The sequence below is a fragment of the Vibrio sp. 2-1-2a genome (assembly GCF_032648565.1).
In the GTDB taxonomy this organism is placed as follows: Bacteria; Pseudomonadota; Gammaproteobacteria; order Enterobacterales; family Vibrionaceae; genus Vibrio; species Vibrio diabolicus.
This window is the reverse complement of record NZ_WBOH01000005.1, coordinates 155124-181015: the sequence shown is the minus strand read 5'-3', so window position 1 is coordinate 181015 and position 25892 is coordinate 155124. Positions and strand designations below refer to the sequence as shown.

The 25892-nt window shown below is 45.1% G+C and carries 21 protein-coding genes; 12 read left to right on the top strand and 9 right to left on the bottom strand.

Features of this window, described 5'->3' with window-relative positions; genetic code table 11:
- Window positions 1-17 precede the first annotated feature (17 nt).
- From F7Y48_RS15245 to F7Y48_RS15225, 5 genes are all read left to right on the top strand, one after another.
- On the top strand, window positions 18-2471 hold the full coding sequence (locus F7Y48_RS15245; RefSeq protein WP_226421279.1) for a glycogen/starch/alpha-glucan phosphorylase: 2454 nt from the start codon (window positions 18-20) through the stop codon (window positions 2469-2471).
- Between the two features lie 117 nt (window positions 2472-2588).
- Window positions 2589-4769 (top strand): 4-alpha-glucanotransferase, encoded by a 2181-nt coding sequence (malQ, locus tag F7Y48_RS15240; protein WP_005396760.1) that lies wholly within the window; start codon window positions 2589-2591, stop codon window positions 4767-4769.
- Window positions 4770-5051: 282 nt separating this feature from the next.
- Window positions 5052-7247, top strand: coding sequence for a 1,4-alpha-glucan branching protein GlgB (gene glgB, locus F7Y48_RS15235; protein ID WP_242446586.1), 2196 nt, complete (start codon window positions 5052-5054; stop codon window positions 7245-7247).
- A 151-nt stretch (window positions 7248-7398) separates the two neighbouring features.
- Window positions 7399-8076: a monofunctional biosynthetic peptidoglycan transglycosylase gene (gene mtgA, locus F7Y48_RS15230; protein WP_316684985.1), complete on the top strand. Its 678-nt coding sequence runs from the start codon at window positions 7399-7401 to the stop codon at window positions 8074-8076.
- Window positions 8077-8256: 180 nt separating this feature from the next.
- Entirely contained in the window at window positions 8257-10317 is a 2061-nt protein-coding gene (locus tag F7Y48_RS15225) for an alpha-amylase (RefSeq protein WP_257888575.1), read from the top strand.
- A 67-nt stretch (window positions 10318-10384) separates the two neighbouring features.
- Here the strand turns inward: F7Y48_RS15225 and F7Y48_RS15220 are convergent, their stop codons facing one another.
- Window positions 10385-11101, bottom strand: a complete 717-nt coding sequence (locus tag F7Y48_RS15220) for a DsbA family protein (RefSeq protein WP_006740805.1) — start codon at window positions 11099-11101, stop codon at window positions 10385-10387.
- A gap of 96 nt (window positions 11102-11197) precedes the next feature.
- Window positions 11198-11485, bottom strand: coding sequence for a hypothetical protein (locus tag F7Y48_RS15215; RefSeq protein ID WP_054866868.1), 288 nt, complete (start codon window positions 11483-11485; stop codon window positions 11198-11200).
- A 448-nt stretch (window positions 11486-11933) separates the two neighbouring features.
- Between F7Y48_RS15215 and F7Y48_RS15210 the strand changes: the two genes are divergently transcribed.
- The 4 genes from F7Y48_RS15210 (at window position 11934) to F7Y48_RS15195 (ending at window position 14812) form a co-directional block, all read left to right on the top strand.
- On the top strand, window positions 11934-12671 hold the full coding sequence (locus F7Y48_RS15210) for a nucleoside recognition domain-containing protein (protein WP_316684984.1): 738 nt from the start codon (window positions 11934-11936) through the stop codon (window positions 12669-12671).
- Complete coding sequence (locus F7Y48_RS15205) at window positions 12671-13138, top strand: YjiG family protein (RefSeq protein ID WP_005396746.1); 468 nt, start codon at window positions 12671-12673, stop codon at window positions 13136-13138. Before F7Y48_RS15210 ends, F7Y48_RS15205 begins: the two co-directional genes overlap by 1 nt.
- 9 nt (window positions 13139-13147) lie before the next feature.
- Window positions 13148-14272, top strand: a complete 1125-nt coding sequence (locus F7Y48_RS15200; protein ID WP_316684983.1) for a M20 family metallopeptidase — start codon at window positions 13148-13150, stop codon at window positions 14270-14272.
- A 165-nt stretch (window positions 14273-14437) separates the two neighbouring features.
- Window positions 14438-14812, top strand: coding sequence for a YkvA family protein (locus tag F7Y48_RS15195; RefSeq protein WP_316684982.1), 375 nt, complete (start codon window positions 14438-14440; stop codon window positions 14810-14812).
- Between the two features lie 104 nt (window positions 14813-14916).
- Here F7Y48_RS15195 and F7Y48_RS15190 read toward each other — a convergent pair whose 3' ends face one another.
- From F7Y48_RS15190 to F7Y48_RS15180, 3 genes are all read right to left on the bottom strand, one after another.
- Window positions 14917-16221: a dicarboxylate/amino acid:cation symporter gene (locus F7Y48_RS15190; protein WP_316684981.1), complete on the bottom strand. Its 1305-nt coding sequence runs from the start codon at window positions 16219-16221 to the stop codon at window positions 14917-14919.
- A gap of 401 nt (window positions 16222-16622) precedes the next feature.
- A complete protein-coding gene (locus tag F7Y48_RS15185) occupies window positions 16623-17888 on the bottom strand; it encodes a DUF1835 domain-containing protein (RefSeq protein ID WP_316684980.1) in 1266 nt (421 codons plus the stop codon).
- A gap of 281 nt (window positions 17889-18169) precedes the next feature.
- Complete coding sequence (locus F7Y48_RS15180) at window positions 18170-19060, bottom strand: LysR family transcriptional regulator (protein WP_258506447.1); 891 nt, start codon at window positions 19058-19060, stop codon at window positions 18170-18172.
- Between the two features lie 109 nt (window positions 19061-19169).
- Between F7Y48_RS15180 and F7Y48_RS15175 the strand changes: the two genes are divergently transcribed.
- Both F7Y48_RS15175 and F7Y48_RS15170 read left to right on the top strand, forming a co-directional pair.
- Window positions 19170-19478 carry a monooxygenase gene (locus tag F7Y48_RS15175; RefSeq protein ID WP_005499937.1) on the top strand — a complete coding sequence of 103 codons (309 nt, stop codon included), beginning with the start codon at window positions 19170-19172 and terminating at the stop codon, window positions 19476-19478.
- Between the two features lie 7 nt (window positions 19479-19485).
- Window positions 19486-19857: a hypothetical protein gene (locus tag F7Y48_RS15170; protein WP_005499935.1), complete on the top strand. Its 372-nt coding sequence runs from the start codon at window positions 19486-19488 to the stop codon at window positions 19855-19857.
- 64 nt (window positions 19858-19921) lie between these two features.
- On the opposite strand, the gene F7Y48_RS15165 is transcribed toward F7Y48_RS15170, so the two are convergent.
- The 4 genes from F7Y48_RS15165 to nfsA form a co-directional block, all read right to left on the bottom strand.
- Window positions 19922-22081 carry a polysaccharide biosynthesis tyrosine autokinase gene (locus F7Y48_RS15165; protein WP_316684979.1) on the bottom strand — a complete coding sequence of 720 codons (2160 nt, stop codon included), beginning with the start codon at window positions 22079-22081 and terminating at the stop codon, window positions 19922-19924.
- Between the two features lie 29 nt (window positions 22082-22110).
- Window positions 22111-22551 carry a low molecular weight protein-tyrosine-phosphatase gene (locus F7Y48_RS15160; protein ID WP_152813251.1) on the bottom strand — a complete coding sequence of 147 codons (441 nt, stop codon included), beginning with the start codon at window positions 22549-22551 and terminating at the stop codon, window positions 22111-22113.
- Window positions 22552-22620: 69 nt separating this feature from the next.
- Complete coding sequence (locus tag F7Y48_RS15155; protein ID WP_258506440.1) at window positions 22621-23742, bottom strand: polysaccharide export protein; 1122 nt, start codon at window positions 23740-23742, stop codon at window positions 22621-22623.
- A 418-nt stretch (window positions 23743-24160) separates the two neighbouring features.
- Window positions 24161-24883 (bottom strand): oxygen-insensitive NADPH nitroreductase, encoded by a 723-nt coding sequence (nfsA, locus tag F7Y48_RS15150; RefSeq protein WP_316684978.1) that lies wholly within the window; start codon window positions 24881-24883, stop codon window positions 24161-24163.
- Window positions 24884-25077: 194 nt separating this feature from the next.
- Here nfsA and F7Y48_RS15145 point away from each other — a divergent pair, with 194 nt between their 5' ends.
- Window positions 25078-25719 (top strand): MarC family protein, encoded by a 642-nt coding sequence (locus F7Y48_RS15145; protein ID WP_046875716.1) that lies wholly within the window; start codon window positions 25078-25080, stop codon window positions 25717-25719.
- Window positions 25720-25892: the final 173 nt, after the last annotated feature.

Below are 25892 nucleotides of genomic sequence, written 5' to 3'. Positions count from 1 at the left end.
GACGTGAGAATTTCGTAATGAAACCTACTCAACAAAAACAATTTGACAAGAAGTCGTTCCAAGAAAGCGTAAAGAAACACCTATCTGTAACTTACGCTCACACGATTGAAAACGCAGACAGCCGCGCTTGGTACCTAGCAATGGGTCATGCACTGGCTGAGTTCACTACTTTAGATTTGCTTGCTACTGAAGAAGATCCACGCATTAAAAGTGCGAAGAGCGTTAACTACCTTTCGCTAGAGTTCCTTATCGGTCGTTTGACGGGTAACAACCTAATCAGCATGGGTCTGTACGAACAAGTAACAGAAGCAATGGCTGAACTGGGTTACAACCTAACTGACCTGCTAGAAGAAGAACGTGACCCATCATTGGGTAACGGTGGTCTTGGTCGTCTAGCGGCATGTTTCATGGATTCATGTGCGGCGCAAGAATTCCCAACCGTCGGTTACGGCTTGCACTACGAATACGGTTTGTTCAAACAGTCTTTTAAAGATGGTCGCCAGCAAGAAGCACCTGATGCATGGCGTGGTGTAGAAGGCTACCCTTGGGAAATTGCTCGTCCAGAACTTGCTCAAGAGATCGGTTTCTACGGTCACGTTGAAGTGGTGAACGAGAACGGTAAAGAAGTTCGCAAATGGGTTCCTGGCATGTCTGTAAGAGCAATGCCTTGGGATCTACCAATCGTAGGTTACGAATCAGACACGGTTTACCCGCTACGTCTTTGGGAATGTCAGGCAATTGCACCATTCTCGCTAGCAAGTTTTAACAACGGTGACTACTTCGAAGCGCAGCACGCACTGATCGACGCGGGCAACATCACTAAAGTGCTTTACCCGAACGACAACCACGAGAAAGGTAAAACACTGCGTCTAATGCAACAGTACTTCCACTCAGCTGCATCTGTACGTGACATCCTACGTCGCCACGAAGCAGCTGGTTACTCGCTAGCGGATCTACCGAAGCAAGAGACTATTCAGCTTAACGATACGCACCCAACGATTGCGATTCCTGAGCTAATGCGCATCCTGATGGACGAAAAAGGTCTAACTTGGGAAGCGGCTTGGGAAATCAGCTCTCAAACATTCGCGTACACCAACCACACGCTACTTCCAGAAGCACTAGAGACATGGCCAGAGTCGCTAATTCAGCACCTACTACCACGTCACATGGAGATCATTTACGAGATCAACCACCGCTTCCTACAAGACGTACGTGCAATGTGGCCGGGTGATGTCGCGAAACAACAGAAGCTTTCTATCATCGAAGAAGGTTTCCACCGCATGGTTCGCATGGCAAACCTATGTGTAATTGGCTCTTACGCAGTAAACGGTGTAGCGGCGCTTCACTCTGAATTGGTTAAGAAAGACCTATTCCCAGAGTTCCACGAAATGTACCCAACACGTCTACACAACGTAACGAACGGTATTACGCCACGTCGTTGGTTGAAGTTCTGTAACCCAGGTCTTTCTAAGCTAATCACAGAGAAAGTCGGTCCAGAATGGCCAGCGAAACTAGAGCAACTAGAAGGCATCGCTAAGTACGCCACTGACGAGAAATTCCAGAAAGAATTCATGGCAGTGAAGAAAGAGAACAAAGAACGCCTAGCTAACTGGGTGAAAGAGAACATGGGTATCGAACTCGATACTAATGCGATCTTCGATGTTCAAATCAAGCGTCTGCACGAGTACAAGCGTCAGCACTTAGACCTTCTACACGTACTGTCTCTGTACCATCGCATTATTAACGAACCAGGCTTCGAATGTGTGCCTCGCGTTGTGTTCTTCGCAGCGAAAGCGGCACCGGGTTACCACCTAGCGAAAGAAATCATTTTCGCTATTAACAAAATTGCTGAGAAAGTGAACAGCGACCCTCGCATCGGCAACAAGCTGAAAGTGGTCTTCATTCCTGATTACCGCGTGAGCATGGCTGAAATTATTATTCCTGCGGCGGACGTATCACAACAAATTTCACTTGCGGGTAAAGAAGCATCAGGTACTGGTAACATGAAGATGGCGCTTAACGGTGCCCTAACGATCGGTACGATGGATGGTGCTAACGTTGAGATTCGTGAAGAAGTAGGCGATGAGAACATCTACATCTTCGGTCTAGACGTTGAAGGTGTGAAAGCGCTGAAAGCTCAAGGTTACAACCCATTTGATTACTACAATGCGGATCATCTACTCAAAGCGTCTATGGACCTACTACTGGGTGAAGAATTCACTCCAGGTCAACCAGGCTTACTGCGTGCAACGTACGACAGCCTACTAGATGGTGGTGACCCGTACTTATGTCTTGCGGACTTCGCATCTTACGTGAAAGCGCACGAAGACATGAGCGAACAATACAAAGACCAAGCTGGCTGGGCGAAGAAAGCCATTTTGAATACCGCCCTTGTCGGCAAGTTCACCTCAGATCGCTCAATTCGCGACTATGTGAACAACATCTGGAAACTAAAAGCGGTTCACCGTTAATAGAACAGAGTTAAGACCAAGGTAGCCAAGCGCTACCTTTGGTCATTTTCCAAAAGAAGTTATTGATAACAATAAAACCCTACATGGAAGGTGTTGGTATTACCTTCGGAGAAAGCGATGAAAGAACAAACAGCATTAAAGAAAGTCGCGGAAATGGCGAGATTGGCTGATAGCTATGTCAGTGCTTGGGGAGATGAGGCAAAAGTGTCTGAGGAGACGCTACGCCGCTTGCTCGCTTCGCTTGGCTACGATACTAGCAGCGATGAAAAACTATTGGCTTCTGCTGAAAAGAAACATAAAAAAGACGTACTAGCCCCTGTTCTTGTTTTACGCGACGGCGAACCAGTCGAAGTGGAACTAAACCTAGGTACGAGTGCTCGTGAGAGTGAATTCAGCTGGCGTTTAGAAACAGAACAAGGAGAGGTACTTGAAGGCTATCTTCAGTCCCAAATTGTTCGTGATGAGCGTGCTGAGGGTGGCCCTCTAGTGTTTGCATTGCCAAAGAACTTGGCTTGGGGTTATCACAAATTGATTGTCAGCCGTAAGCGTCGTAAAACGCCATACGAGATGTCACTGATCATCACGCCGAAAGCGTGTTTCAAACAAGACGATCTAAACCAACATAAAAAGCTATGGGGTCCTAGTATCCAGCTTTACACATTGCGTACTCAGCACAACTGGGGTATCGGTGATTTTGGTGACCTAAAACAGTTGGTGAGCGATATCGCTTCTCGTGGCGGTGACTTCATTGGTTTGAACCCGATTCACTCACTGTTCCCAGCGAACCCAGAAGGCGCGAGCCCATACAGCCCGTCTTCTCGTCGTTGGTTGAATATCATGTACATCGACGTAAGTTCTGTACCTGAATTCGCACTGAGTGCTGAAGCTCAGCAACGTGTTGGCAGTGCAGAGTTTCAACAGCGTCTACAAAAAGCACGTGATTCTCATTGGGTGAACTACACAGAAGTTTCGCAACTGAAAATGAGCGTTCTTCCGCTGCTGTTTAGTGAGTTTAAAGCTCGCCATTTAGACAAAAACACCGACCGCGCTCGTGCATTCTTGGATTTTGTAGAAAAAGGCGGCGATAGCTTGTTACACCAAGCTGCATTCGATGCGCTTCATGCGGATTTACACGCAGAAGATTCAAACATGTGGGGTTGGCCTGTATTCCCTGAGAAATACCGCACATTCGACGCAGCCGGCACTCAGAAATACATCAAAGACAATCAAGACCGCGTTCACTTGTACATGTACCTACAGTGGATCGCAGACGATCAAATCAAAGAAGCGCAGTCACTGGCAGAAGAAAAAGGCATGGCTGTGGGCTTGTACCGTGACCTTGCTGTCGGTGTTGCCGACTCAGGTAGTGAAACTTGGGCCGACGACGGTAACTTAGTGTTAGACGCCAGCATCGGTGCGCCGCCGGATGTACTTGGTCCTCTGGGTCAAAACTGGGGTCTGCCTCCGCTTAACCCTCAAGTTTTAGAAGCGACTGGCTACGACGCGTACATCAAGTTGCTACGTGCCAACATGAAGCACTGTGGTGCATTGCGTATCGACCACGTACTTGGCCTACTTCGCCTTTGGTGGATTCCAAAAGGCGAGAAAGCGACAGAAGGCGCTTACTTGTACTACCCAGTGGAAGATATGCTCGCAATCCTAGCGCTTGAGTCGCACCGTCATCAGTGCTCTGTGATTGGTGAAGACTTAGGTACTGTGCCAGATGAAATCGTCGATATCCTACGCGATGCAGGTGTGCACTCATACAAAGTGTTCTTCTTCGAAACTTCGAAAGAAGACGGTGGGTTCATTTCTCCGAAGCACTACGCAGAGCAATCGATGGCGGCACTGTGTACGCATGACATGCCAACCCTGCGTGGTTTCTGGCACTGCGATGATTTGAAAATGGGTCGTGAGATTGGCCTTTACCCAGATGAAAAACAGTTGGAAGGCTTATTTGCTGATCGCTTGAAGTGCAAGCAAGGTATCTTAGACAGCGTTCGCTGGCACGGCTATTTGCCAGAAGGCATTGGTCATGATGCTCAGTACGTACCGATGGACTCGTACCTAAGCGAAGCGCTGCAACTGCACGTAGCTGCGGGTGACTCTGCACTGCTTAGCGTTCAGCTTGAAGACTGGCTAGAAATGGATCAACCGGTCAACATTCCTGGCACGGTGGATGAGTATCCAAACTGGCGTCGTAAGTTGTCGATGAACCTAGATGAAATCTTCAGCCGTGAAGATGTGAATCGCATTTCCAAACGCCTCACTGAAGTTCGCGCACAGGCGAGCAAATAAGATGCGTAGAGTGACGTAGATGAATGAGCGGATTACCAATTTTGTTAGCTCAGAGGTACGAAAGTTCCGTCTAGGTCACTCATTCCGAAAACACAATCCGTTAGGATGAAGTACCGTTATTATGCCCGCGACAATAGCGGGCATTTTTTGTTTTTGACATCGCTTGATGCATACATGTTTTAAGCGAAGTCTTTTGTGAGTTCACAACGTTGGCTGTGGAGAAACCGATGTTTGATTCAGATTTCTGGTCTTGAAAAGGATATTGGCTCTAGGGAGAAAGATTTGAAAACCACCAAAACCAAGAAAATAAAGAAACAACACGAACGCGCATATGAACTGCTTGCTGAGGCGGCTTACTCAGACCCATTTTCGGCGTTGGGGCCATTCATTGATGATGGCGAAGGATCGCTGCGAGTGTGGATGCCGGGCGCAAACAAGGTTGAACTGCTTGTTAATGGCGAACCTCGCGTGGCGCTTGAGCGTGATGGTGACAGCGGTTTTATCTTAAAAGAACAACGCGATTTACACCTGACCCACTACCGTTTGGCGGTCGATTGGAATGGTGTTGAACAAATTATTGATGACCCGTACCAGTACCACAATATTTACCAAGAGTACGAGCATCTGCATACGCCCAAAGACATGTATCACTATATGGGCGCACACTTTGTCACGCTAGAACGTGGCGGTGAAAACATCTCCGGTGTTCGCTTCCTTGTCTACGCACCGCATGCATCGGCTGTTAGCCTTGTGGGTTGCTTCAACCAATGGGACGGTCGTCGTCACCCAATGCAACGTTTAGATTATGGCATTTGGGGTTTGTTCATTCCTGGCTTAGAAGAAGGCGTTCAGTACAAATTTGAGCTCAAAGGGCCAAATGGGGAAGGGCTGCCACACAAACAAGACCCTTGGGGTTTTTACTCTGAGCAGTACCCATCGTTCGCGTCCATTACTTACGATCACAAGCGTTACCAATGGCAAGATGCAAAATGGCAAAACCGCGCAGTGACACAAAAGCGTGATGAAGCGTTATCGTTTTATGAGCTGCATGCTGGATCATGGAAGCGCGACGAGAAAGGTGATTTCCTCAACTACCGCGAACTCGCGGAGCAGTTGGTGCCATACCTTGTGGATATGGGCTACACCCACGTTGAGCTGATGCCTGTTTCTGAGCATCCATTCTACGGTTCATGGGGCTATCAACCCGTTGGCTTATTTGCGCCAACTAGCCGTTACGGCTCTCCTGATGATTTCAAATTCTTCGTGGATGCATGTCACCAAGCTGGTATCGGTGTGGTGCTGGATTGGGTTCCGGCGCATTTCCCATCGGATGACCACGGTTTAGCAAACTTTGACGGCACACCGCTGTTCCACGACCCGGACCCACGTCGCGGTTGGCACCAAGATTGGAACTCATACATCTACGATCTCGGTCGTGAACATGTGCGTCGCTTCCTTGTATCGAATGCGCTGTACTGGTTTGAACAATTCCATATTGATGGCATTCGCGTGGACGCAGTCGCGTCGATGCTCTATCTCGATTATTCACGTAGCCACGATCAGTGGGTACCGAACGTCGACGGTGGCAACGAAAACTACGACGCAATCGCAACCTTAAAATGGATGAACGAAGAAGTGTACAAGCACTTCCCGAATGCTATGACGATTGCGGAAGAGTCAACGGCGTTTCCGGGGGTGTCTGCGCCAACCTTTATGGGTGGTTTAGGTTTTGGCTTCAAGTGGAATATGGGGTGGATGCACGACAGTCTTTCATACATCAAAGAAGATCCTGTTCACCGCAAATACCACCACAATACCATCACATTCCCGTTGGTTTATGCGCACAGCGAAAACTACGTCTTGTCTCTCTCTCACGATGAGGTGGTGTACGGCAAAGGCTCTATCCATAACAAGATGCCGGGCGATGAATGGCAGCAAACCGCAAACCTACGTGCATACTACGGTTACATGTATGGTCAACCGGGCAAAAAGCTGAACTTCATGGGCGCGGAAATCGGCCAAACGGCGGAGTGGAACCACGATGATCAGTTGCAATGGTTCTTGCTGGAATATGAGCGTCATCAAGGCGTTCAAAAGCTGATGCGAGATTTGAACCACTTGTACCGAAATGAAGCGGCGATGCACGATCAAGATTGTGTTCCTGCTGGTTTTGAGTGGCGTCTACAAGACGAAGCGGATGCGAGTATCCTAGCGCACGAGCGTATCAGTAAAGAGGGTGAGCGTATTCTCATCATCACCAACTTTACGCCCGTACCACACGAGCGTTTCCGTTTAGGTGTTCCAAATGCAGGTCAATACGAACTACTGCTGAACACGGACGACAGCAAATACGGCGGCAGCGATTTTAAAGTGCAGACCAGTGTGAAAACGGAAAAAGTCGAAAGTGAATCACTGCCTCAATCACTTGAGCTTCGTTTGCCTCCACTTTCAACCGTGTTCTACAAGCTGAATAAATAATTCAGTCTAATCAAATTCTAAGCCCGTTTTACATTGTAAATCGGGCTTTTTTTGACCTGTTTTTTACCTCAAAAACTTGTTGTTCCTGATTGAATCAGGCAAGCTCGCTGGTTTGTTTATCATCAATCGCTGATGCATTGGGGAACCACACATGTTGAAAAGGCTTAAGTCATTTCTATTTAAAATGGTGTTGATATTGCTGATCGCCCCAGTCGTTTTGGTTGGTGTGGTGAAATATGTCGATCCGCCAATATGGGGATGGAAGTTAAGCCGCATTGTTGTGCCACCAAAGAACTATCCAGATAGCAGCCAACACGAGTGGGTATCCTTGTCGCGTATTTCAAAAAATATGCAGTTAGCGGTGATTGCGACCGAAGACCAAAAATTCCCTCATCATTATGGTGTCGATTTCGAATCGCTATTCGACGTGATTTCCGAGGCAGATGGTAATGGTCCGTCGAGAGGCGCGAGCACCATTACCCAACAAGCTGCGAAAAATGTGTTTTTGTTTCCTTCTCGCTCCTACGTTCGCAAGGCTTACGAGCTTTACTTTGCCTTGCTAATGGAGCTGATGTGGAGCAAAGAGCGCATTCTCGAAGTGTATCTAAATGTGGTTGAATTTGGTCCCGGTATTTACGGTGCTGAAGCAGCGGCGCAGAATTATTTTGGTGTCAGTGCAAAGGAACTCTCGAAGTGGCAAGCAGCGCGTTTAGCCGTGGTGTTGCCAAACCCATATCGAATCAAAGTCTATCCGCAAAGTGATTACACTGCTCGCCGCACAAGATGGGCGATGAACCAAATGAGCAATCTTGGCAGCGTGCAACTTTAAGTCCCTCAATCCATTGCGCTTAAATAGAACTACGCCCCTATATCAATAAAATGTGAAGCGTCACAACCTTTGGGGCGTAGGCAATTAGAATGATGTGTTCAGTTTCTTATCTAGGCACAATTAGTGTGAATAAAACTAATAAATGTGCATGGTTACCATGTGCTGCCAATGGACTGAACGATGAAACTGAACCTGATTACCACTACTTTACTGCTTGCGTCGGCAAGTGCCATCGCCGAGCCTAACATCACCATTTCTACCACGACCAACAGCCGTGACTTCCCGCTAAGTGCAGAGCAGCCTTTGGTTGTGCCTCTAACCAAAGACGGATACACGCTTAAAATCACGGGCGTTGAAGGTGATTGCGTTGCACCCGATGGTCAGAAAGTGAAGTTCAACAAACCTCTTGCGCTGAACTGCGGAAAACCAACGGAACTGCCGTTAAAAATCCGCTTTACCGGCGATTACTCTTTCGCTTTTGATGCGGAAGCCAAAACACTGCGTTTTAAGCGTGAACCTAAGAAAGCCGCCAAAACTGAATTCAAACGCCCAATCCCACAAGTGCAATGTGAGGTTTACCAAGGCGGTGAAGTGACGATCGATCTGGGGGATAGCTTTCCTGAAGGCACCAAGTTACGAGATGCTTATTCAGGTCAAATGGTTGAAGTGAAAGAACAGAAAGTATCACTGACGCCAAGTAAAGACTCTGGCGGCCTAGTGCTGCTAGAGCCTGTACAGAAAACCAAAGAAGCGGTGCCATTTGATTACCGAAACGCGAACATTTACTTCGTGATGGTTGACCGTTTCAACAATGCTGATACGAGCAATGACAACAGTTATGGTCGCAAAAAAGACGGCAAAGACGAAATTGGCACGTTCCACGGCGGTGACCTTAAAGGCGTGATTGAGAAACTTGATTACATCAAAAGCCTAGGTACAGACGCGATTTGGTTGTCGCCAATCGTTGAGCAAGTGCACGGCTTTGTCGGTGGTGGCGATAGTGGTTCATTTCCGTTTTATGCATACCACGGCTACTGGACGCGCGATTTCACCAAGATTGATGAGAACTTCGGTAATGAACAAGATTTAAAAACGCTGGTGGAAGAGGCGCACAAGCGCGGCCTTAAAGTCTTGATGGACGCAGTAATCAACCACACTGGTTACTCAACGTTAGCCGATTTGCAATTTGACGGTATTGAGGTGTTAAAACCTAATGCCGAGCTGCCCAAGAAATGGGGCGACTGGCAACCAAAAGCGGGTGAAAATTGGCATAGCTATCACCAGAATATTGATTATCAGAGTCCGAACTGGGCGAAATGGTGGGGCGGCGATTGGGTAAGAACCGGCTTGCCAGGTTACCCAGCTCCGGGCAGTAGCGACATCACCATGTCATTGGCGGGGCTGCCTGACTTTCTCACCGAATCAGACAAAGCTGTAAAACCAGCGCAATGGCTATTGGATAACCCTGGCACTCGCGTAGAAGCTCGTGACAATTACACCGTCTCGGATTACTTGATTGAGTGGCAAACTGACTGGGTGAAACGCTTCGGCATTGATGGTTATCGCGTCGATACGGTGAAACACGTCGAAGGTGAAGTTTGGAAGCGTCTAAAAGAGGAAGCATCGAACAGCCTAGAACAGTGGCGTAAAGAAAATGGCAAATCAGGTCAGCCGTTCTGGATGATGGGCGAAGTCTGGGGACACACCGCGTATCGCAGCCCTTATTTCGATGATGGTTTTGACGCGTTGATCAACTTCGATATGCAGAAGAAGCTAGACAAAGGCGCGGCGTGCTTTAGCCAAATGGCAGACACTTACCAAAGCTATGCGGAAACTATCGCGAACGAGAAAGACTTCAACCCAGTCAGTTACATGTCTTCTCACGATACGGAGTTGTTTTTCTCACGTTTTAAAGATTACGGCATGCAACGTAACGCTGCGAATGCACTGCTTCTGAGCCCAGGAGCGGTTCAGGTTTATTATGGTGATGAAGTAGGTCGTAACATTGGTCCTTACGCGGATGATTTCCACCAAGGCACACGTTCAGACATGGTTTGGAAGCTATCTGATGATAAACAAGCTTTGCTGAAACACTGGCAAACCCTTGGTCAGTTTCGTAAAGCGCACCCAGCGATTGGTGCGGGTCAGCACGAAGTGATTGAACAGGAAGGCGCGTACGTTTTCTCTCGTTCGCTTGGCAATGACAAAGTCGTCGTGGCGTTTGTAGGACGTGATAAGTAACTAAACGCTCTTTATGTCGATAAATAAAAAGCCCTTCCTTGAGTTATCAAGGAAGGGCTTTGTTGTTTTAGTTCGCCAGTTCTTGGTCGATGACTTTTTCTAGCTCGTCAAACGGCACATAGCCAGGAATGACTTGATCATTAATGATCAACGCAGGCGTGCCGCGTAAACCAAGTTGCGTGAAATACTGATAGTTCTTATCAAGCAGCGCTTTGGTCTCTTTGTCGTCGACAAGCTGCGCTTCTGTCCCTGTTTTCTTCGCGATTTGCTTTAACGAGCGTGCATCATGTGCGCCCGGTTTTTTCACCAATAACTCATGCACTTGTTCGTACTTATCTCGCTGGTTTTGCCAAACATTTAATGCGTAACTTGCCGAGTTGTAGCCGTTTTTCTCGTATTGTTCTTTAAAAGAGACATTGAGGTTAAGCACTTTTATCTGCGGATATTCTTTGCCAACTTTGACCAGTTCTCCTTCTAAACGTTTACAAAAAGGGCAACTGTAGTCCGTTACGTTAATAATGGTTAACTCAGGGTTTTCAGCTCCAAAAGAGGAATGTTTGCCATCACTTAGATAGTGACGAACCTCCTTCAAGGTGTCTCCAAATGACTGTTGATACGCAATGTACTCTTGAAGGTTTTGGTGCAATGAATCAAGAATTTGAGGATTCTCTTTTAGTATCTGAGTAACTTCCTCTAGCTTTTGTTCTGCGGTCTTTTCTGATGCGAAAGATACGGCAGGTACGATAGCCATCATTAACGTCAAAAGTGTACGAGTGAATGTCATAATATTTCCTAAAACTTTTAGATTTCGTTGTTTGTTATGTGAAGTGAATAAAATACGTACAAAAGTCGGGCGAGAAGGTCTCTCGCCTTGCTAGGTTTATTCTCTAAACACACAAAGTTTTAGGTGAACCCGACACTTTTCCGGTATCGGTTCTGTGTATTCCAGGTAATGAATTGCTGTGGATGCCATCGGCAGCGCCACAATCAAAGCAAACAGAAAAAATGGAATAAGAATATGGTCCAACTGGTGTTGGTACGCTTGAACCAGCTTCTCTGAAAGGTCGCAAGATGGTGATAAATTCACGCTTTCATCTTGCTGACTCTGTATTTGGTGAGCCTTAGGGCAGCTTTTCGAGAAGCCGGAATTTTGGCTTAAACATACCATCACCACCCAAAACACGAGGGCGAGTGTCCACTTGGCTATTTTAGGTTGTGAGCGTAACAATGGGCTGCCTAGTCCTGTTGATTCTGGTTTATGCCGTTTGCATATGACCGGACAATCCTAACCTAAATTTCATTATGGAATGTTACTTTCGAGTTAATCGATATTGCCTCAATGCCAAAGTATGAAGTACGTCATGAATGTTGTAGAAAGCAATATTCGTCAGAATCATTGGTCGGGTTGATGAAGAAGTCCTGAGGTATCGATATAGATTAATATACCTAATTGTTAGCACAAATTTTTATTATCTTTCAAATGTGATTAAAATCATAAAACAAAACTTCATAACTGAGTCGCTAGAATGTTCGGCAGGCGGATTGATTTTGATCATCTCTCTAGCACATTATTCGAGTGAACATATGTGTCCTGTCCCACATGTGTAGGTAATGTTATGAAAAATCCTGTTCAAACCGAGCGCAAGGTTACGCTGGGGTGCTACGTTGCACTGGCGTTTGCGGTCGTCTTCTTTTCTGGTCTCATGCAATCGAACGAATGGTATGGCGTATTTGATTTCACCACGTTGAATGGCTCTTTCGGCAAGGTGGCTTATGGTGTCACCGAAACGGCTGACGGTGTGCAAGTTGCAACAACGTCGCTTCGTGGTACTGGTGGTAGCGGTGCACGTGACGGTTTCATTTTTGCACTTACTTTGATTCCTACCGTTATGTTCGCACTGGGTATGATCAATGTACTTGAGCACTATGGCGCACTAGAAGCAGCACGCAAACTGTTAACGCCGCTTCTTCGTCCAATTATGGGTATTCCGGGTAATTCTGGTTTGGCTCTTATCGCTTCGCTGCAAAGTACCGACGCAGGTGCGGCGATGACTCGTCAGCTTAAAGATGAAGGCCATCTTACCAAATGCGAAACCGATGTGTTCACTATGTTCCAGTTCACCGCTGGTGCCACCATTGTTAACTTTTTTTCCTCAGGGGCGGTGCTGTTTACGCTGACGATGGCGGATGGTTCGCTTGCCGTAACGTCTTCTATTGGTTTGGCGGTTGTGGTGATGTTCTTATTTAAAATTGTGGGCGCGAACTTATTCCGTATCTACCTAAACATCACAGAAGGTAAAGAAGACAAGCAAGATCAAAACAAATCTGAGAACTTAAAAGAGGAGACGGCGTAATGAGTGACGTAAAAGCAAGTAAGCCGATGGTGACGGATATTTTCGTTGAAGGCGCTAAAAAAGGCTGGGTTATTGCGACAACATCAACCGTGCCTAACGTTCTTATGGCGTTTGTCATCATTAAAGCGTTACAGATTACTGGCGCGTTGGATTTGATGGGCTCGGTATTTTCTCCAGTAATGGCGGTTTTTGGTTTGCCAGGTGAAGCAGCTGCGGTGCTGATTGGTGCTTGGATGTCGATGGGCGGCGCAGTTGGCGTGGTTATCACATTGTTTGACCAAGGCATCTTGAATGGTACGCACATCGCGATTCTTGCACCTGCAATTTACCTAATGGGCTCACAGGTTCAGTACATGGGTCGAATTATGGGACCTATCGGTACTGAAGGTCGTTACATCCCAGTCATGATTGCGATTTCCGTATTGAACGCATTTGGCGCAATGCTAGTCATGAACTTGTTTGTTTAAGGAGCAATCATGCAGTTTTCTCTCAATGAATATCTCGAAGAACTTCGTCCTCTCATTAATGTCGATTGTGGTACGTACACCACTGATGGCATTGAGTTCATCGCTTCTCAATTTGAAGAGAAGTACCAAGCGATGTCAGGTTGGAGCGTAAAACGCATCGACTGTGGCAGAGCGGGTATCGGTCTTGAAGTTCGAAACAAGCCTGAGGCTGAGCAAGTTGACGTGATGCTGATTGGTCACATGGATACAGTGTTCCCTGTCGGCACCGCAGAGTTACGTCCTATGTCTCAAGACGCTGACAAAGCGTACGGTCCGGGTGTCTCGGACATGAAATCTGGCTTGCTGAATATTGTGTACGCGATGCGTAACCTCGACCAAGCGGTGTTGGATAAACTGTCTATTTGTATCTGCATGAACCCAGACGAAGAAACCGGTTCGTTAGATTCGGTCGACTGGATTCAATCTGTTGCAAAAAATGCGAAGAACGTATTGGTGGCAGAAGCAGCACGTGCAGACGGCGGTTTAGTCAAAGCGCGCAAAGGTATGGCGCGTTACAAAATCACGTTTAATGGCATTGCAGCCCACGCTGGCAACGAGCCAGAAAATGGCCGCAGTGCAATTACCGAGATGGCGAACTGGATTCTCGCAATCAATGCCATGACGAACTTCGAATCTGGCACCACATTAAACGTGGGTATTGTGTCTGGCGGTAACGGCGCAAACATCGTCCCTGAGCATGCTGAAGCGATCGTGGATGTGCGTTTCTGGAGTAATGAAGAATACGATGATGTCGATAGCAAGCTAAACGGCATGCTGGAAACACCATTCGTTGATGGCGTTAGCATCGAGTTGGTTCGTGAAGCTTACAAACCTTCTATGGTGCCAAGCGTGCAAACTGAAAGTCTGATGGCATTAGTTGAAGAAGCGGCAAGTGAACTGTCTATCGACATCAACTGGAAAGAAGTGGGTGGCGGCTCTGATGCAAACAATACGGCAATTCTTGGCATTCCAACTTTGGATGGTCTAGGACCTATCGGTGCAGGTTTTCACAGTGACCAAGAGTACTTGTTGCTTGAGTCTATCGAACCACGTATCAAAATGCTGATGCGTGTACTGGAGAAGATAGCTCAGTAGCGCACTCGACAACTTAGTTCCCAACATCACGATCCCCAGACTTCGGTTTGGGGATTTTTCTATCTGTGTTTTTGTTTCACTTTACTATCATTTCTTGTTATTAATCTTGCGTTCAGGTTCGATTTATTAATATGTTGGCCACAGTCATAAATTTCGGAGGCAACGATGAGTACAACAATGTCTGTAAAATCGGCGCCGAAAGACGCCAAAGATCAAACGATGCAAGCGCCAGATGAGCAAACATTCTGGCGCAAAATGAAAGGGTCGGTCAAGAAAGCGGGTGAAGAAATTGCCGTAATGGGCATAAAATCATGGCTCGCGATGACAGATTCCAACACCGCCGTTCGCCATAAGGCGATTTTAGGTGGCGCGTTGGCTTACTTTGTATTGCCCACCGATATGGTGCCTGACGTACTAGCAGGCGTCGGCTTTACCGATGACATGGCAGCGCTTACCTTAGCCGCTAACTCAGTCGGCAATGCCATAACTAAAGAACACGAAGAGCAAGCTAGAGAAAAACTGAATTCGATGGCGGATTAGAAAGAGCATTTCTAGACGCGGAGAAAACAAAAGCCCCGATGTTTCCATCGGGGCTTTCTTTTAGACAGGACTATATAATTTCAGAATGGTAATCGTAGAACGATTTAGGCGTCAGCGCGTTTAAGATGCACTTCTTCTTCGGCTACGCCTGCCATTGGATCGTTGAAGCGAGCTTCATCCAATGCGCCTTCTGATTTTGCGACAATGACGGTAACTGCACTGTCACCAGTGATGTTTACCGCAGTACGAATCATATCAAGTAGACGGTCAACACCCATGATGAGCGCAATACCTTCAAGCGGCAGACCAACTTGGTTCAATACCATGGCTAGCATTACAAGGCCAACACCAGGGACACCCGCAGTACCGATAGATGCCAATGTCGCTGTCATGATTACCATTAGGTAATCGCCCATAGTTAAATCAATATTGAAGGCTTGAGCAATAAAGGCGGTTGCTACACCTTGCATGATCGCCGTACCGTCCATGTTCACGGTTGCACCAAGTGGTACTGTGAACGATGATACGCGGTTCTCAACCCCCATACGCTGCTTAGCCGTTTCCATTGTCACTGGAATCGTCGCGTTTGATGATGCGGTCGAGAAAGCAAACATGATCGCGTCTTCCATCTTACGTAGGAACGTAATTGGATTTAGACCAGTGAAACCTTTTAACATTAAGCTGTAAGTGACTAGGCCGTGCAGGACAAGCGTACCCGCCAGTACTAAGAAGTACTCTGCCAGATTGACGATCGCGCCCAGACCAAGACCAGTAAATAGCTTCGCCATTAAGAAGAACACACCATAAGGCGCTAAGTTCATCAAAATCGCTACCAGTTTCATGATCACTTCATTCAGATCAGAGAAGAACGCTGCAATACGTTCACCAGGTTTGCCTGCTGCGCTGATCGCAATACCAAATAGCACTGCGAAAACAATAACTTGCAGGGTTTTACCTTCAGCCATTGCACTGATAGGGTTGGTTGGGAACATATCGATGATCACCTGACCCAAAGATGGTGCTTCTGCTGATTTGAATGAACTTGCTGCGGTTAGGTCAGCGCCAGCACCTGGCTGGAACAGAGTACCCATAGTTAGAGCAAGCGTAATCGCGATAGCCGTTGTTGTAACGTAGAAAGCGAGGGTTTTACCACCCATGCGACCCAGTGTAGAAAGGTCTTTGAGGGAGCTAGTACCACAAACTAGTGAAACAAACACTAGAGGGACTACGAGCATTTTTAAGCTGGCGACGAAGATCTGTCCACCAACTTCAAATAATCCATTAACAATGTATGCGTCGACAAATCCGTTGCCGGCAAAAAGTGTGCGAATTGCAAATCCTGTCAAGATACCCGCTACCATACCCAAAATTACGCGGCTGGTTAGCGACATCGGTTTCTTGGTATTCATGAGAACACTCCTTATAGTTATGCACCTTGAGTTCACTTCAAAGCGGCGAGCAGAGTAGCAGTGGAGTGAGAAAATACGAAAGAATAATCCTCTAAATGGTTAATAGATGTGAACTTTATCACTAATAAAAATGGAGCTTTAACTAAATCTTAACTATTTGACTGGTCGAAAAGTTTGTATTTTAACACTTTTATCGAATATACAACCGATAAGAAAGAGTATTTACATTTATTTTGGTAGTAAATGGAGTGCATATTCTTTCTAAGAAATGTTACTCGTGCATAACTATCTAGATTTTATTCAGGCTAGAAGTCGTCTCTTTTTGACAGTTTTTGTATTGGGCTGAACACAAGGGGCTAACGAGCCGTCTATGCCCCTGCTTATGTTACCTATCCGCTGAATCAATGATGGTTGGTCAATGTAGATAATTGGAGGTGATCCCAACTCCAATAATTCTGATTAGTATTGCTAACACCCCCAACCCAATAGCATTGCTTCGCTAGCATGAAGCCTTCCAAACAATGCTGACCAGCCTCAGTGATATGGACGCTCTGTTCCCACCAGTCCCTTTCACGTGACTCAATCGTGATTAAAGGCTTTTGACATTGTGCTAGAGGGAGGAGTAAGGCGTAAAACATCACATCGCCCAGGTAAGGTAGAGGTTCACATTGTTGATATTGCTCAAACCAATCTTTGATGAGAATTGAACGATTTTGAGAACTTAGGACCTTTAATGCAATCTGCTGAGTCAAGCTTAATCCTGTTTGTGAATGAGGTAACTCTTGCATATGGCGTATTAGCACGTTGAGCATATTGGGTAAGCAATCTAGATCATGCTGCTCGATCAAATTAACCATAGAGATGGGTGTCGGTGATGTGACAGCGTGCCAGGAATGTTTAGCCTGACTGAATAATTTGGCTGTCACGGGTTTACGGTATTGCCAACATGCGCGAATAGCCTCTTTAGGCAACTGCCCTAAACCGATGAATCGCTCAGTGCCAGGGAACTGGTTCAACTCAATGATCTCTATCACCTTGTTTTCTACATTCTCTAACAACGTTAGGGCACGAAGCAGCATTAATTGGTCATAGCTGTCATGTTCGACCCAAAAGACGATTCGTTCAAATGTATCACTGAGCAGCGTATCAATATTAGCTTGCTCAAACTTGACAATATCTTGCACTGAATCTTCACGCTTCATCACGGGCAGCAGAGTCTCTACGACATATTGGGCACGAATGGCAAGGAAGTTTTGTGGTGTTGCTGGGATTGGACCCATACAAAGCGGATCTATTAGGGTTAAAAATGTTCCCTCGAATCCGCTGTCTTTAAGCCGTTGCTGAATATCATGCCCACAGCGGACATGGAGCGTTTTTAGCTCGCTATCAAGAGGAGGGGAGTGATTTTTGATGGCGTCTTTGTGAGCTTCTAACTCTTGGACATGCGCTTTTAATTCACTCCAACTGGGTAAGCCTAATTCTCTGGCTAGTGAATGTTGAACGTCAGCTAATTGAATTGTATTGGTAGCTAATGATTCTGGTTTGGAATGAAATCGCTTAACTCGATCCAACATCTCATCATCGTGTTGACGTATAGCTTTGAGCCTTTTTTTAGCAACGGATTTTTGTTGGTTAATGTTGATTAAGAAGCTATTTGTAGAGTTCATTTTTCACCTTTCTTATCTCTTCCACACTCGCCTAAATAGAAGCTAAAAAGAAGGTAAAAACAGATTGTTCCTGCTATACAGAGCAGGGTGGAAGAGTTGCCGTGAACCAAGTTCTTTCCGCGAGTGTTGGGGGCTTTAGGCGTGAGCAGACTGATAGTAGGTGGTCGCTATACTCCGTGCAACCTTTTGTGAGAGTGTAGCGTCACAAAATGGCCATTTCTCTATATTTAGGGAGAATCAATAGGCGATAACACTAGCGATTCAACTCAATACCACTGTCGTTAGACTCGAGTTTCTACACTTTTGAGTAAAGTACGATAAAGCGCTTGAGTCGCAGGACCACTTTTGGCTCCTTTGGGCAAAGTGAGGTGCAGCGCAACTTGATATTGATGGGAGTGTTCGATCTCCAATACTTTAATTTTATCGCTCTTGCGGGCTGCGACTAAGTGCGCTGGTAGCCGACAAAATCCAGCGCCTTGCTCTATGGCGTGAAAAGCGTGGTCGAAGTTATCGACGGTAACACGCTGACGTGCGCGTAACCAACCCACATCTCTTTTCGTTTTGTCTGAATTGCCTAAGTCACGGATGACAATTTGGCTGGTGGTTGCAAAATCGTCGATGGAAACATGCGGCTTTTTAGCGAGTGGATGGTGTGCTGCGATTACAGGCAGCATGGTTGTTACGCCAAATGCTTCGGCAGGGTAGTTGGTTATCGGTAAGTTGATGATTGCGATGTCAGCGAGCTCATTTACGACCATTTCGGTTGTTTTGCTTAGTGACGTTTCAACCACTTGAACGGAGGTCGTGTTGTTGTCCTCCAAAAATTGACTGAGTGGTGCATAAAGCCAACAAGGGTCACAAAGATGATCTACTGCGACCGTGATTTGAGATTCCACACCACTTTTTAACTGCTCGCTGATGACTTCCAGTTCCCGCGCTTGTTCAAGCATGGATTGTGCACGACGCAGTATTGTTTTACCGTGCTCAGTCAAACCTGCTTTGCGCCCTCGTACTTCGATAAGTTGAATACCAAGTTGGTCTTCTAGCTTCCTCACCGAGTAGATCAATGTGGTATGGCTCTTGTTGAGCAGCAAAGCTGCGGATTGAATGCTGCCTTCTTGATCAATCGCTTGTAGCGTTTGCCATTGTTCTAAGGTCGTTTTTAGTCTCATGAGTCAATTTTTTAGACAGTTAATGGCAAAATTATGAACTTTTTTGTCAGTTTTATAAAGGTAATAATCTTGTCATCAAAAGCGAGTCAGTAAGAAGAGGAGACTCAAGATGGCGAAATTATTGCAAGTTGATTTTGAATTTCATGGTCCGTTTGGTGAAGAGATGTCGAATGCTTTGGTCGACTTAGCTAAGTCGATTAACCAAGAGCCGGGCATGATTTGGAAAATTTGGACGGAAAGCGAAAAAGACAAACTCGGTGGTGGTATCTATCTTTTTGAAGATGAAGCCACGGCGCAAGCTTATCTCGAAATGCATGCCGCACGCTTACGAAAAATGGGCGTAGTCGAAGTACGAGGTCAAATCTTCGATATCAATGTGCCGTTAACGACGATCAATCAAGGGCCTATTGGAGGATAAGGAGATGATGACCAACCGCACTTTTCTAACCGTTCATGGTGTCATATATACGGTATTCGCTTTTGCGTTGTTTTTTGTACCAACCATGATGTGGCCGATGTATGGCGTACAAATTAACAACCAATACGCGCTGTTTTTATCGCAACATACGTCGATCTTTTTAGGTGGAATCGCTGCGGTGAGTTTGATGTTACGTGATGTGGAATCTGGTAAGACTGCGAAACAGCTGTTTAAAGCATTATTGATTACTAATGGGTTAGGGGCAGTGATTACTACCTATGCCGGCATTACAGGAGTATTTGTCGGTTTTGGTTGGAGTGACCCAATATTCTTTGTCTCGCTCAGTTTGTTGACGTACAAGCAATTAAGAGTGCAATAGAAAAAGCCCTGCTGTTTCTAGCAGGGCTTTGTCATATTTGGTCAAATTAGCGATCTAGATTAACTCATGATTCGCTTTTGTACGCGTAGTTGTAGTAGCCGTATCCATAGCCGTATGAGTTAGATGCTTTTTTCTCAACCGCATTGAGAATCACACCTTTAACTTCTACACCTGATTGCTCGAAGCGACCACGTGCTACCTCAATTTCTTTCAATGTCGTTTGGTCGAAGCGAGCTACCATCAACGTGGTGCCAGCAAGTGCACCAACGATGCTTGGATCCGTTACTGCAAGTACAGGCGGTGTATCGATGATGACTAGATCGTATTCATTTGATACTTGTTCTACAAATTCAACAAATCGTGGATGCATCAAAAGCTCTGATGGATTTGGTGGTACTTGACCACGAGTAACCACATCCAAGTTTTCAACTTGACTTGGTTTGATTGCGGTTGCTCGATCAATTTTTCCACTTAGTAAGTCAGATAATCCTTGCTCTGCTGTGAGGCCAAAACATTGCTGTAAATAACCTTTTCGCATGTCAGCATCCACCAAAAGGACTTTTTGACCCGTTTTAGCTGCAACGGCAGCAAAGTTGGTTGATACGAACGTCTTACCAATGGAAGGAGCTGGGCCTGAAATCATTAAGACATTGTTTTTGGCTTCCAACATTGCGAAGTGTAAGCTGGTTCGAAGTCCACGTAGTGCTTCAATTGAAAGATCTGCTGGATTGGCATTTGCTAAAAGAAGTAAATCTTTGTTGTTTTTACGTTTTAGCTTGTTCGCGACTTCCAATTGTTGTGCCGATTTTGGAACACTTGCATATACAGATATTCCAGTTTGCTCAATTTCATCAGGAGAAGTCACTCCACGATGAAACGCGGTTTTTACCAGAACAAATACGACAGCTACCATGCCTCCAAGAAGAGTAGCCAAAACTACAATCAAAGGTTTTTTCGGTTTAATAGGAATTGCGTAAGATTGTGCGTTGTCAATAATACGCACATTACCTACGGTGCCAGCTTTTATGATATTTAGCTCTTGAACTTTATTCAAAAGTTGGATGTAGATTTGCTGGTTTACTTCGACATCACGAGTCATACGCAAGACTTCGCGCTGTGTTTTTGGCAGTTTTTGAACTTGTTTGTTAAGACGCTCTTTCTCTTGCAGTAATGTCTGACGTTTGTCTAACAGTGATTTATAAGCTGGGTGGTCTTGGGTGAATTTTTGACTGATTTCACTTTCTTTAAATGTTAACTCATTAAGTTGGGCTTCAAGTGCCACCATCACTTTTAGAGTAGATTGTGCTTCGAGATTTAAATCGATAGACTCGTTTTCTTGTCTAAAACTGTTCAGTGTATCTTCTGAAATAGTTAGCTTGTCCTTAATCTCGGGTAAATGACCTTTAAGGAAGTTGAGGCTTTGCTCAGCTTCAGCTGAGTTTCTTCTAACATTCTGCAAAAAATAGTTTTGAACAACATCATTTAAAACAAGCTGATTATGGTCTGGGTATTCACCTTCAATACTTAGAGATACAATACCTGTTTGGTTACCTCTCTCTGAAATAGCAAGTTGTGAGGCTAACTTGTTGATAGCACCTAACTTGCTTATTTTACTTATTGTAAAAGTATCTTCATTTTGAGCATTGAGCTGGTTCACTTTTACACGATAGCCATTCATCTCAATCAGTTGACCAACTGAACCAGAAAGTACTATTTGGTCTTCAAGCATTAGGCTGAATTGACCTTTCTCGACGTTTGTAGCAATCAGTTGATGAGATAACCCTCTAGCCGTTCGAGGTACTTCAAACGTAGTCAAAGAAATGTAGTTTTGGGTACCGTTGATTCGTGCTAGACCTTTACCCACAAAAGGTAAGTAATCAGGAGTGGCAATGGTTGTTAAGTTAAACTTATCAACGGTATCGCCAAGAATCATTCTCGATTTAATTATTTCAATTTCTGTAGTTGCAGATGATTCGGCAGAAAAGAGTTCTCCCATGTCACCGACCATCGCCGAGATACCACCTGAACTCTTCTTTTCGATTTGTATTAACGCGTCGGCTTTGTAAATCGGAGTTGATAGCAACGCGACCGCGATACCTAATGTTGCAAAAAAGAGTGTAATGCTGATGATAAACCATTTCGCGTCTATCAATATGCCGAAGAGCTTGCCTAGGTCGATCTCACCATCAGCAAGAGCAGATGATTGTATTGTTTGGTTAGCCATTATTTTTTATTTCGCCAAGTGATCTGAATTTATATTTTTTTTGCCCATGCATGAGCAGCATTTTCAATCAGAGATAATGTATGCTCAAAGGCTTCTCTACTCTGTCTGTATGGATCTGGAATATCCACGGAACCTATCCAGTGACCAAATAACATTGCTTTACCTCTAGCCTCCGGTACCAGCTCCGTCAAAGCATCGATATGACCTTGTTCCATCACCAATATTAGGTCTTGCTTTGCGCACAACTGAGCGGTTAGCTGCTGTGCTTTGTGGTCTAGCAGGTAGATACCACGTTCTAACGCGACAAGTCTGGCGGTTTCATCTGCTTGCTTTCCGGTTAGGCGACTTTTTTCTACGGCAATACCCGCCGAAGAAATCTGTTTATCCGGGAGTAGTTGCTGTAGTAACCGCTCTCCTGTGGGGGAGCGACAAATATTACCTACACACACGACAAGAATGTTCGAAAACATGTTTTGCTCCTTATAGACAACGTTTGAAGGACTTGTTTGTGTTCAAACAAGCCCTTCAGAATGCTTTTTCTATGGCCAAGTCCTGACTCGAAGGACGCCTTCTGTAAGTTCATTGAAGCCTGAGATGGTAGGTACTAGCTGTGCAATAACGCGATTCCAACGACTGATAGGCGCCGCAGTGACATAAACAATGTCATACGGTTTGAGAGCAAATTCAGTACCAATAACGAGCGCTGCCGCATCGGAGACATCAAGTTGATATATGTCGCCCAGTGAACTAGCGTCTTGTGACCTCCTAATCACGAATACACCTGTCGCATCCGCTGATATTTGGTTAATACCGCCAACGTTGCTCAGAGCTTCCGTAAGGCTCATGCCAGCGCGATCTATTTTCAGTAGTTTAGGGTCGTTAACTTCACCCATAACGAAAACCTTTTGTGAATCATTTCTTGGCACATGGATGATATCACCTGGTTGGAGTAGCCTATTTTCAGTGAGGTCGCCTTCTTGCATCAGCGCATAAAGAGATATGTTTTCAACTATGCCGTTTCTTGTCAGTGTTACATTTTTCCAGTCGGCGTTTTCGGCTAATCCACCTGCACGGTTAATTGCATCTAACAAGGTGAGTGGGATATTGGTGATTGGTTGTTGTCCCGGATTATTTACCTCACCAGTTATGTAGGATTTTTTCGAACGAAAAGCGGCGACGCTGACATCCACTTGAGGACTTTCTATGTACTTTGCTAATCGGCGAGAAATATCTGCACGAATTTGACGAACGTTTTTACCCGCAACTTCAACAATACCTATATATGGATAGAAGATAGTACCATCAGCATGTACCCAGTTACCCGCTTCAGCAGAGCTGCGATAAGAACCAGCAGGAATAGTTAGTTCTGGGTGATCCCAAATAGTAATGTTTAGTATATCTCCAGGGCCAACCTCATACTCATAAGCGCTAAGTTGGCGATCTAGATCAGGGTTGGATTTGGCTTCTATCTCCAAACTTTTAAGTTGAGATACTTTATCAAGTGTAAGTGGAAAAACATTGAAATCAGAAGTGCGACTAACATTGCTGTCTTCGACGAAGTTTTTTCCATCTGTGGAAAGGTGACTACCGGGTACAGTACATCCAGAAAGAAGTACTGAGGAGAGCACTAAACTAGCTAGCTTTTTATGTTTGAAATTCATGTTTTTTCATTCATCTGACGTAAAGAGCGAGTTGCTGGTAGCAACATTCTTTTCCAGAAAAGACTTCACAACATAACCTTATAAGCACCACTTTCTTCTATTTATAAAGTGCTCAATAAGGGATTGATTGCATCTGGAGGCATGAACTCTAATGAATTTCAATGATTAGAGCAATAGACAGTAATGCAGCAAGTGTCCAGATAAATATCGTATTTTTATGTTTTCACTTACAAGATTTCATATTGCGGATAAAAAACTTGTTCAATTAGCTCAAATTTTGTTTATTAGCTCTATATGTAGTGTTTTCTTTCTAAAATACAACCAAGAAAATCTACCGACTAATTACCTCGTTGTATTAAATAGGATTATCAATAATGTGACTCATGTCTCGTTTTTGTTTTGTTGTCTTTCGACATGGTCACTTCTTCGCTAACCCCTTCCCATTCAAATACGGAAGGATGTGCGGACGTGATTCGCCAGCTAGTTTACTGGTGACTTCTTGTGACCAAGTGCTTTGTTTTTGATTGCTCGAGCGGTTTGCATAGTAGTTTTGCATGGTTTGGTCATAAGCCTGAATATCATCCAAATTTAGGTCTTGATATTGATTCTCATGCACCACGACATGAGCAGGTAGACGTGGCTTAACTTCAGGGGCTTGATCTGGATGACCAAGACACATACCAAATAAAATGGCTGTATTTTTAGGTAAGCCTAGTAACTCGTCGACTTTTTGAGCATTGTTTCGTAAGCCACCAATATACACGCCTCCTAGTCCCATAGACTCTGCCGCAAGTAAGCAGTTTTGTGCCATGATGCCAGAATCAACAGCACCGATAAGTGTTAACTCGGTGAAATCAGCTTGCACATCAGGATTGATACTGGCGTGGCGCTGGTAATCAATGCAAAACACCAAAAACTCAGTAGCGCTTTCAACGTACCCTTGATTCCCCGCATATTGTGCCAATAGCGTACGCTTTTCTTTATCAGTCACGCGGATAATTGAGACGACTTGCAACATACTTGATGAAGACGCCGCAAGGCCAGCTTGTAGAATCGTTTCTAATTGTTCGCTCTCAATAGGTTGCGAGGTGAACTTTCGAATTGATCGGTGATTGAGAATTGTTTGTATCGTATTGTTCATGGTGACTTAACATCCCCTGTACATGTAAAGGCTGAAGCCTCACCTTAGCGATATTTGATGAGTCGGTAAACTATCTCAAAAGAAAAACAATGCTTAGCGCATAAGTGTGAAGATGAATAGAGAATACATCACTCGTTCTGCTTGAGAGCGTATATACTGTTTTTAGAATCAACAATTTAACTGCAGTGGAAAATATGAAAGAACTCATCGTTCATACAGTCACGGTGTTTATGGGCTTCTTTGCGATCATGAACCCCATCGCCAATATTCCTATCTTTTTGAGTTTAACGGCTGATGAGGACAGGGAAACCGTACGTTCCATGGCGCTTCGTTCGGTTTTTATTGCATTTGTCATCATTGCGATATTTTCGATCGCCGGTAAATTAATTTTTGATTTGTTTGGTATCACGCTGTACGCCTTGCGAATAACGGGCGGTATCTTGGTGTTTTTGATCGGTTTTAATATGCTTCAAGGTGATTCGACGCATCAGAAAACTAAAGAGAAAGCGTATTCTCCAGCGCAGCAGCAGGCGGCGTTGAGCATTGCCGTTTCTCCACTTGCAATGCCGATATTAGCAGGGCCTGGAACGATTGCTACCGCGATGAACTTTGCTACGGCGGGTGGTTTTGATCAAACCATTATTACCATCGTTTCTTTTGCTGTGTTGTGTGTTATTACCTATATACTGTTTTTATTTGGAGACAAATTGGTCAAAGCAGTTGGACCGAGTGCTCTGAACGTCGTGACGAAAATGATGGGCTTAATCCTAGCGGTTATCGGTACTCAAATGTTTATTGATGGCGCGGGCGAAGCCTATAAAACTGTTTTCTCTTAGGCGTTTCCATCTCGTCTAAATCCACACCTACATTTCTAGCTGGTGTGGATTTTTTGAACTTTAGTTTTCACTTTCTAAGAAAGAAATAAATAGACTTCACCTATTTCAATAATAAGAATATTCAATTGTTTTGATTGCACGAATTTCATTACTCTTTTGGCAAGAATAATGGG

Bases quoted from the DNA above. Each gene is read 5' to 3' on its own strand.
- F7Y48_RS15165 (WP_316684979.1), bottom strand. From the start codon at position 22,081: ATGGCTAACCAAACAATACAATCATCTGCTCTTGCTGATGGTGAGATC.
- F7Y48_RS15190 (WP_316684981.1), bottom strand. From the start codon at position 16,221: ATGAATACCAAGAAACCGATGTCGCTAACCAGCCGCGTAATTTTGGGT.
- mtgA (WP_316684985.1), top strand. From the start codon at position 7,399: ATGTTGAAAAGGCTTAAGTCATTTCTATTTAAAATGGTGTTGATATTG.
- nfsA (WP_316684978.1), bottom strand. From the start codon at position 24,883: ATGAACAATACGATACAAACAATTCTCAATCACCGATCAATTCGAAAG.
- F7Y48_RS15215 (WP_054866868.1), bottom strand. From the start codon at position 11,485: ATGGTATGTTTAAGCCAAAATTCCGGCTTCTCGAAAAGCTGCCCTAAG.
- F7Y48_RS15195 (WP_316684982.1), top strand. From the start codon at position 14,438: ATGAGTACAACAATGTCTGTAAAATCGGCGCCGAAAGACGCCAAAGAT.
- F7Y48_RS15170 (WP_005499935.1), top strand. From the start codon at position 19,486: ATGACCAACCGCACTTTTCTAACCGTTCATGGTGTCATATATACGGTA.
- F7Y48_RS15145 (WP_046875716.1), top strand. From the start codon at position 25,078: ATGAAAGAACTCATCGTTCATACAGTCACGGTGTTTATGGGCTTCTTT.
- F7Y48_RS15180 (WP_258506447.1), bottom strand. From the start codon at position 19,060: ATGAGACTAAAAACGACCTTAGAACAATGGCAAACGCTACAAGCGATT.
- malQ (WP_005396760.1), top strand. From the start codon at position 2,589: ATGAAAGAACAAACAGCATTAAAGAAAGTCGCGGAAATGGCGAGATTG.
- F7Y48_RS15245 (WP_226421279.1), top strand. From the start codon at position 18: ATGAAACCTACTCAACAAAAACAATTTGACAAGAAGTCGTTCCAAGAA.
- F7Y48_RS15225 (WP_257888575.1), top strand. From the start codon at position 8,257: ATGAAACTGAACCTGATTACCACTACTTTACTGCTTGCGTCGGCAAGT.
- F7Y48_RS15205 (WP_005396746.1), top strand. From the start codon at position 12,671: ATGAGTGACGTAAAAGCAAGTAAGCCGATGGTGACGGATATTTTCGTT.
- F7Y48_RS15220 (WP_006740805.1), bottom strand. From the start codon at position 11,101: ATGACATTCACTCGTACACTTTTGACGTTAATGATGGCTATCGTACCT.
- F7Y48_RS15175 (WP_005499937.1), top strand. From the start codon at position 19,170: ATGGCGAAATTATTGCAAGTTGATTTTGAATTTCATGGTCCGTTTGGT.
- F7Y48_RS15155 (WP_258506440.1), bottom strand. From the start codon at position 23,742: ATGAATTTCAAACATAAAAAGCTAGCTAGTTTAGTGCTCTCCTCAGTA.
- F7Y48_RS15160 (WP_152813251.1), bottom strand. From the start codon at position 22,551: ATGTTTTCGAACATTCTTGTCGTGTGTGTAGGTAATATTTGTCGCTCC.
- F7Y48_RS15200 (WP_316684983.1), top strand. From the start codon at position 13,148: ATGCAGTTTTCTCTCAATGAATATCTCGAAGAACTTCGTCCTCTCATT.
- F7Y48_RS15185 (WP_316684980.1), bottom strand. From the start codon at position 17,888: ATGAACTCTACAAATAGCTTCTTAATCAACATTAACCAACAAAAATCC.
- F7Y48_RS15210 (WP_316684984.1), top strand. From the start codon at position 11,934: ATGAAAAATCCTGTTCAAACCGAGCGCAAGGTTACGCTGGGGTGCTAC.